Genomic DNA, 7,127 nt, shown 5'->3' with positions numbered 1-7,127 from the left:
ACGCCCGCCGCTCGATACGCTTCCCACCGAGGTCTCCGGATAGATGTTGATCTTCTTGGTCGTCGATCCATCTACCGGAGACCTCCCTACATCCCCACACCAGGGGCCCTTCTTAAACAGCTCCTAGGCGTGACCGGAGTCGGTGCGCCCGTGGCGGGGTCGGTGCGGCTCGGCGCTGCCGGGGCCGAGCCGCACCGGTCGAGCGGTGGCGCTGGGTCAGGGGCGGACGAGGACCTTCAGCGCCTCGCGGTCGGCCATGGCGCGGTAGCCGTCCGGGACCTCGTCCAATCCGACGGTGCGGTCGAACACCCGGCCCGGCTGGATCCTGCCCTCGAGCACGTCGGGCAGCAGCTGCTCGATGTAGGCCCTGGCCGGGGCGACGCCGCCGGTGAGGGTGATGTTGCGGAAGAACACGTCGAAGCCGATCGGCCCCTCCGCGTACTGCGGTGCTCCCACGCGGCTGACCACGCCTCCGTCGCGGACCGCGCCGAAGGCGGTCTCCAGCGCGGGTTTCGTGCCGACGCACTCCAGCACCGTGCGGGTGCCGTCGCCGCCTGCCAGTTCCCTGGCGCGGGCGACTCCCTCGTCGCCGCGTTCGGGGACCACGTCGGTGGCGCCGAACTCGCGGCCGAGGTTGGTGCGCTCGGTGTGCCTGCCCATGAGCAGGACCTGCTCGGCGCCGAGCCGCTTGGCCGCCAGCACGGCCGACAGCCCGACGGCGCCGTCGCCGATGACGGTCACCGCGGAGCCCGCGCCGACGCCTGCTTGCACCGCGGCGTGGTGTCCGGTGGAGAACACGTCGGACAGGGTCAGCAGGGACGGCAGCAGTTCGGAGTCCGCGCCGACGGGGAGTTTGACCAGGGTGCCCTGCGCCTGCGGTACCCGCACCGCCTCGGCCTGGGCACCGTCCACATCGCCGACTCCCCACATGCCGCCGTGGCGGCAGGAGGTCTGCAGGCCCTCGCCGCAGAAGTCGCAGGTGTTGTCGGCCCACACGAAGGGGGCCAGCACCAGGTCGCCGTTCTGCAGTCCGGAGATCTCGCTGCCGGTGTCCTCGACCACGCCGAGGAACTCGTGGCCGATGCGTTCGCCGGTCTCGGACTCGGGCATCGAGCCGTAGGGCCACAGGTCGCTGCCGCAGATGCAGGTGCGCAGCACGCGGACCACCGCGTCGGTGGGGAGCTGGATCTTCGGGTCTGGGACGTTCTCCACTCGCACGTCGCCGGCCCCGTGGATCACGGTCGCTCGCATGAGGTCGCCCTTTCGTTCGTGTTTCTCGGCAGGGCCCCGGCCGGCGTGGCCGGGGCTGTCCGGGGAGCTTGTCGGAGAGGTCGCGCGGGTGCGGTCCCGATGGGCGCACACCGCCGTCCCCGTGTTCCCGCGGGGCGCGATCGATGAAACACGACGTGGAGGTGCCGGGGGAGGGCTCGTCGAGCCGGGTACTGGCGAAACCCCCGTGGTCGTGTGGCCCGGGCGGTGTGAACGACTGGAAGGAGTCGCCGGTTCCCGGGCCGCGATGTGTCCGACAGCCCTCCGGTAAGGGCCGAGGCCGTCCGGTGGACGGGCGCGTGCGCCGCTTGCTCGTTGAAGTTCTCCGTCCGGGGTGACCGGGTTCTCGCTCGGTGTGACCTCCCGTTGTCCCCGTGAGCGGTGTCCCCGTCGAGCAGCGATCTGCGCGCGGGGACACCCGCCGGCACGACGGGAGGACATCGGTCAGGCGCGCAGGGACAGCTGCATGAACGGGGTGGTGGTGGGTTGCTCCGAGCCGCCCGCGGGTTCGGTCGTGACGGCGAGTTTGGTGGTGCCGTCGGGGAGATCGGTGACGATGGGCTCCTGGCCGGTGCCCAGCAGTCCCATCGAGGTGGGGCCCTGCGCGTCGATCGCCCACAGCTGGTGCACCCGATCCGTGGGTGCGGCCGGCATCCGTCCGCTCATGAACACGGCCTTGTCGCGGTCGGCGGACACGACCGCCGTCGCTTCCGCGCCGCCTTCGGCGCCGTGGACGATCCGCGCGTCCGCGGCGTGCAGCACTCGTTCCATCTCGACGCTGCGCTGCCCGGTCTGCTCGATGCGCTGCCGCGCCTGGTCGAGTTCCTGCTGGGTCTGCCAGGCCACCCCGCCGAACGCGGCGGCCAGTCCGATCCCCACCACCGAAGCGGCGACCGCGACCCGGGTACCCCAGCCGGTTCGGCGGCGTGCCGTCCGACGTCCGCCCGGCCTAGCTCGTGCCACCGGTGAGGCCTGCCTGGTGTGCGCGATCTCGTGCAGCACCCGTTGCTTGAGCCCTTCCGGAGGCTCCGCGGCCGTGGCCGTGCCGAGTCGCGCGGCGGTCTCCCGCAGCTCGCGCATTTCCTGCGCGCACTCCGCGCACGCGGCGAGGTGGTGTTCGAACTCCGCGCGTTCCTGCCCGGTGAGCGCGTCCACCGCGTACGCGCCGGTCAGGGTCGACATTTCGTCGCTCATGAGCTCACCCCTAGGCAGTCGCGCAGGCGGATCAGTCCGTCCCGCAGCCGGGTCTTCACGGTCGCCAGCGGCGAGTCGAGCAGACCGGCTGCTTCTCGATAGGTGTAGCCGCGGTAGTACGTCAACAGCACGGACTCACGCTGCAGCTCGGTCAGGGTGGACACGCACTGGCGAACCTGCTTCTGCTCCAGGTGGCTGAGCACGGATTCGCTGACCTCGTCGAAGGCCCGCCCGTTGGAGCGCGAACCGACTTTCGTCTCGCGGTCGGTGGCGGCCTGCTCGGAACGTACCCTGTCTACGGCGTGGCGGTGCGCCAGCGTCAGCACCCACGTCATCGCGCTCCCCCTTTCCGGGCGGTAGTGGGTGGCTGTGCGCCACACCTCGACCAGGACCTCCTGGGCGACCTCCTCGGACTGCGCCGCGTCCCGGATCACCCGTTGCACGAGACCGAACACCGGGCGGGCCATCACTTCGTAGAGGCGTTCGAACGCCTGCTCGTCGCCCTTGGCCACTTCCATCAGCAGCGCTTGCTGATCCGGACCCTGCTGCTGCCGGGACGTCGATCCCGGTGGTGTTCCGATGGATCGTGAGTTTTCCTCCACACCGATCATCTCCTCTTCCTCGACGGTGCGCGGCACTGCCGGAACACTGTTCAACGGCCTCCGGCCTTGCGCAGGCCGAACTGCCAGACATCAAGGTAGCCGGAGCGGAACCCGGCTTCGCTGTAAGCGAGGTAGAACTCCCACATGCGGTACAACGCTTCGTCGAAACCCAGTGCGGCGATGTCGGGCCAGCGCTCGGTGAACCGCTGCCGCCACCGCCGCAGCGTCTCGGCGTAGCCGGGGCCGAAGGCGTACCGCTCGGCCGGCGTCATCCCGGTGTTGGCGCCGATGTTGCGTTCGATCACCTCCACCGAGGGCAGCAGTCCTCCGGGGAAAACGTACTTGTGGATCCAGGTGTAGGAGTCGCGGGTCGCCAGCAGTCGGTCGTGCGGCATGGTGATGGCCTGGATGCTCGCCCGGCCACCGTCGACCAGCAGCCGGTCCAGCACGCCGAAGTAGGTCGGCCAGTACTCCGCACCGACCGCTTCGATCATCTCGACGCTGACCACGGCGTCGTAGCGACCGTGTTCCTGCCGGTAGTCACGGAGCCGCACATCGACGAGATCGCTCAGCCCCGCCGTCGTCACGCGATCGGTGGCCAGTCTGCGCTGCTGCTCGGACAGGGTCAGCGTGGTGACACTGGCACCGCGCCGCGCGGCGCAGATGGCCAGCGAGCCCCAGCCGGTGCCGATCTCGAGCAGCCGGGTTCCCGAGCGCACCCCGGCCAGGTCCAGTACCGAGTCCAGCTTGGCCAGCTGTGCTTCCTCGAGATCACCGCCGGGGGCCAGCGCTGCCCCCGAGTAGGTCATCGTCGGGTCCAGGAAGTTGGCGAAGAAGTCGTTGGACAGGTCGTAGTGCCGGTGGATGTTGCTGCGCGCTCCCGAGGTGGTGTTGCGCTCGGCCTCCGGTTGGCGCGCGTCCACCCGGTGGCGCAGGGTCTGCAGCGGGCGCGGGACCAGCTCGCTGAGCCGCGCGGCGAAGGGGGTGAGCACCTCGGCCGGCTCCGGGCTGGACCAGTCGCCTGCCATGTAGGCCTCGCCGAACCCGATCTTGCCGTGCGCGCCTAGCCGGTGGAAGAAGTCCCGCGGACGCTCGATGCGCATCAGCGGTGCGCCGGTACCTCCGCGGCCGAGTCGTTGCCCACCGGCGAGGGCGACGCACACCGGCAGGTCGCGTACCGCGTGGCGGAACAGTCGTTCCGCCAGCGCGGCTCGTACCGGCGAGTGGGGGGCGGGGCCGAGCTGTTCCCAGGGCGGCCGGGGTGACGGCGCCGGGTCGGCTCCGTCGGACCGGTGCTGGAGCTCGGTGATACTCATCGGTCCTCCTGACTGGGTCGTGAACGTCGTGGGGTGGTGGGGACTCGGCGCAGCCACAGGGCGATGCCGTGTTTGCGGATCGCGGCGGAGACTCGTTGCGGGACGAGGGGTCTGCGCAGCAGCATGCGCACGAGCTCGCGGCGACTCGCGGGTTTGCGAACGCCGCTCACGGTCGCGGTCAGCCGTTTGCCCTGCTCGTCGTGCAGCTCGATGCGCAGTGCCAAGCGCGTGCCCGGTTGTGGCAGGCGCATCCGGTACTGCCCGTGCTCGGGCAGGAACGGCGAGACGTAGAACTGCTTCTCCGCGCGGGCGTGCCCGTCGGGATCGGGGTGCAGCAGGTACCGGTGGCGCTCGCCGTAGGTGTTGTGCACCTCGGCGACCACACAGGCCTGCTCGCCGTCGGGGCGGTGGCACCAGTACACGGTCACGGGGTTGAACACGTGGCCGAGCACCCGCGCGTGGGCCAGCATCAGTATTCGCCCGCCCTGGGTGTGTACGCCGCGCTCCGCGAGCCAGCGGTCCAGGTTCCGGCGGATCGGTTCGTCGGCGGTCCCGAGGTGGTCCCCGGCGTCGAACCGGGCGAACGGACGCAGCCACCACGGCAACCGGGGCAGCCGGTCCAGGTCCACCAGCCAGGTGTAGAGGCGGTGGCGGAAGGTGCGGGTGACGTTGCCGTGGCGGGTGTGCGTAACCACGACCTCGTACAGCGCGGGTTCGGTCACTGCTGTGCCCTCCAACCGGCGCCGAACGCCTCGGCCGCGCGCACTCCCGAGACGCAGCCGTCCTCGTGGAAGCCCCAGCCGTGGTAGGCACCGGCGAAGCGAACCCGTCCGTCCCCGAGCTCGGGCAGGCGGCGTTGCGCCGCCACCGACTCCGGTGTGTAGATCGGGTGCCGGTAGGTCATCCTGGCCAGCACCGCACTCGCGTCGATCCGGTCCGCCGCGCCGAGGGTGACCACGTAGTCCTCCGGCTCGGCCAGCCGCATCAGCCGGTTCATGTCGTAGCTGACCCCCACCCCTCCGGACGATGTGGAGCAGGAGGGCTTGTGGTAGTTCCAGGAGGCCCGGGCCCGGTGTGTTTCCGGCAGTGCACGAGAATCCGTGTGCAGCACCGTCTCGTTGTGCGAGTAGTCGAAGCTGCCGAGCAGCTCGCGTTCGTCGTCGCTCGGTGTCGCGAGCATCCGCAGCGCGTCGTCGGCGTGAGTGGCGATCACAGCGCGGTCGGCCGTGTGCACCGCGTCGTTCTCGTCATGGATCCGAACGCCGTCCGGAGTGCGGTGCACCGCACGCACCCCGGTGGACACGCGCACCGCGTGCACCCGCTCGGCGATCCTGTCGACGTACTCGCGGGAGCCGCCGACGACGGTGCGCCAGGTCGGGGAGCCGCCCACGCTCAGCATCCCGTGATTGCGCAGGAACTCGAACAGGTAGCGCGCCGGGTAGTGCTCGCTGACCTCCGTGCCGGAGGACCACACCGCGGAGACCAGCGGCACTGCGAAGTGCTCGACGAAGTACCGCGAGTACCCGCCCGCGGCGAGGAACCGGCCGAGGGTCAGACGCTCGTCGGCCTCGGAGTCGAGCAGCTCGTTGGCCTGCCTGTGGAAGCGCCGCACCTGGGGCAGCATGTGCAGGTAGGCGGGGCGCAGCAGGTTCGACCGGCGGGCGAGCAGCCCGTCGATCCCTTTGGCCCCCGCGTACTCCAGCCCGCAGCCCGAGCAGGACACGCTCATCGACATCTCGGTTTCCCGGGTGGTCACGCCGAGTTCGTCGAACAGCCGCAGCAGGTTGGGGTAGGTGCGCTCGTTGTGCACGATGAACCCGCTGTCCACACCGATCGTCCTGCCGTCGGCGGTGCGTACCCGGTGGGTGTGGGCGTGCCCACCGAGCCGGTCGTCGACGTCGAACAGCAGCACCCCGTACCGGTGGCGCAGCAGGTAGGCGGCCGTCAGCCCGGACACGCCCGCCCCGATCACGGCGACGGTGCCCTCGGTCATGCCGTCCTCCCCTCGGGACGGTTCACGACTTCGGCGACCGCGCTGCCGACGAAGGCGCGCACCTGCCTGGTCCAGTCCCGGTACCGGCGCACCATCGCGTGTCCCGCTCCCGGGAGTACGACGCGTTCGACGGGGGTGCCCGCGAGCTCGGCCCTGCGCGCGTACACCGCTGAGCTGCTCGCGGGCGTGACGTGGTCGTCGGTGCCGTGCACGATCCCCACGCGGCGCCCGGCCAGCTGTTCCACCGGGTCCTGCTCCTCGGCCCACGGCGCCAGGGCGCAGACCGCGCGCACCGCGTTCGAACCGGCGATCCGCAGGGCGGCCCGCGCGCCCATGGAGTGCCCGAGCAGCACCACCCCGGCTCCGGGGTGCCTGCGCTCGATCTCGGCGAGCGCCCAGCGCGCGTCGCGCACCGGATCCATCGCGGGGTCGTTCCAGCCGCGCACCCGGTTGCGCAGCAGCCACACCGCGGTGCCCTCCCCGGAGACGTCGGCGTGCACGGCTCTGGCGAACGGGACCATGCGCAGATAAGCCAACTGCGTCGTACGCGCGGGCGTGGTGTCCGCGGCCCGTCCGCCGTGCAGCACCAGCACGACCGCCCTGGTTTCCGACAGGTTCGCCGGGAACACGCGCGGCACGGGTTCTGCTGAGTCCATACCCGTGATTCGGGGCGAGCGCATCACCTGATTGGTCGTGTGATGGTCGGCACATTCTCCGCGGTGGGCAATCCCGCCCGTGCCCGGTCGCGAACAC

7 protein-coding genes are annotated in these 7,127 nt (G+C 70.9%); all 7 read right to left on the bottom strand.

Annotated elements, in window-relative coordinates:
- Positions 1-216: 216 nt before the first annotated feature.
- Positions 217-1,251, bottom strand: a complete 1,035-nt coding sequence (locus G9Q41_RS03750; protein WP_165631160.1) for an alcohol dehydrogenase catalytic domain-containing protein — start codon at positions 1,249-1,251, stop codon at positions 217-219.
- Between the two features lie 462 nt (positions 1,252-1,713).
- Positions 1,714-2,463, bottom strand: coding sequence for an anti-sigma factor (locus G9Q41_RS03745; RefSeq protein ID WP_165631675.1), 750 nt, complete (start codon positions 2,461-2,463; stop codon positions 1,714-1,716).
- Positions 2,460-3,065, bottom strand: coding sequence for an ECF RNA polymerase sigma factor SigK (gene sigK / locus G9Q41_RS03740; RefSeq protein ID WP_347567450.1), 606 nt, complete (start codon positions 3,063-3,065; stop codon positions 2,460-2,462). Before sigK ends, G9Q41_RS03745 begins: the two co-directional genes overlap by 4 nt.
- Positions 3,066-3,115: 50 nt before the next feature.
- Positions 3,116-4,381: a cyclopropane-fatty-acyl-phospholipid synthase family protein gene (locus tag G9Q41_RS03735; RefSeq protein WP_165631161.1), complete on the bottom strand. Its 1,266-nt coding sequence runs from the start codon at positions 4,379-4,381 to the stop codon at positions 3,116-3,118.
- Positions 4,378-5,103 (bottom strand): DUF1365 domain-containing protein, encoded by a 726-nt coding sequence (locus tag G9Q41_RS03730; protein ID WP_165631163.1) that lies wholly within the window; start codon positions 5,101-5,103, stop codon positions 4,378-4,380. The genes G9Q41_RS03735 and G9Q41_RS03730 overlap by 4 nt, the downstream gene beginning before the upstream one ends.
- Positions 5,100-6,374: an FAD-dependent oxidoreductase gene (locus G9Q41_RS03725; protein WP_165631165.1), complete on the bottom strand. Its 1,275-nt coding sequence runs from the start codon at positions 6,372-6,374 to the stop codon at positions 5,100-5,102. Before G9Q41_RS03725 ends, G9Q41_RS03730 begins: the two co-directional genes overlap by 4 nt.
- Positions 6,371-7,030, bottom strand: a complete 660-nt coding sequence (locus G9Q41_RS03720; protein ID WP_165631167.1) for an alpha/beta hydrolase — start codon at positions 7,028-7,030, stop codon at positions 6,371-6,373. Before G9Q41_RS03720 ends, G9Q41_RS03725 begins: the two co-directional genes overlap by 4 nt.
- Positions 7,031-7,127: the final 97 nt, after the last annotated feature.

Source organism: Actinopolyspora sp. BKK2 (assembly GCF_011291845.1).
Taxonomy (GTDB): domain Bacteria; phylum Actinomycetota; class Actinomycetes; order Mycobacteriales; family Pseudonocardiaceae; genus Actinopolyspora; species Actinopolyspora saharensis.
This window is presented reverse-complemented; position numbering and strand designations above follow the sequence as displayed.